Consider the following 238-nt stretch of genomic DNA (forward strand, 5'->3'; position numbering starts at 1 on the left):
TGAAAGTCCCTCCGAAAAGGAAGGGAAATTAGACGACATGCACGCCTTTATCAGTCAGCTCAGCCCCCTCAATGAAAGTCCCTCCGAAAAGGAAGGGAAATCGCTTTTGTGGTGCCATTGGTAGAAGTTATTGGGCACCCTCAATGAAAGTCCCTCCGAAAAGGAAGGGAAATTCACTTCCTGAAGAAGGATAACGAACAAGAAAAGAACCCTCAATGAAAGTCCCTCCGAAAAGGAA

This window comes from Rothia sp. HMSC064F07 (genome assembly GCF_001837265.1).
Classification (GTDB): Bacteria; Actinomycetota; Actinomycetes; order Actinomycetales; family Micrococcaceae; genus Rothia; species Rothia mucilaginosa.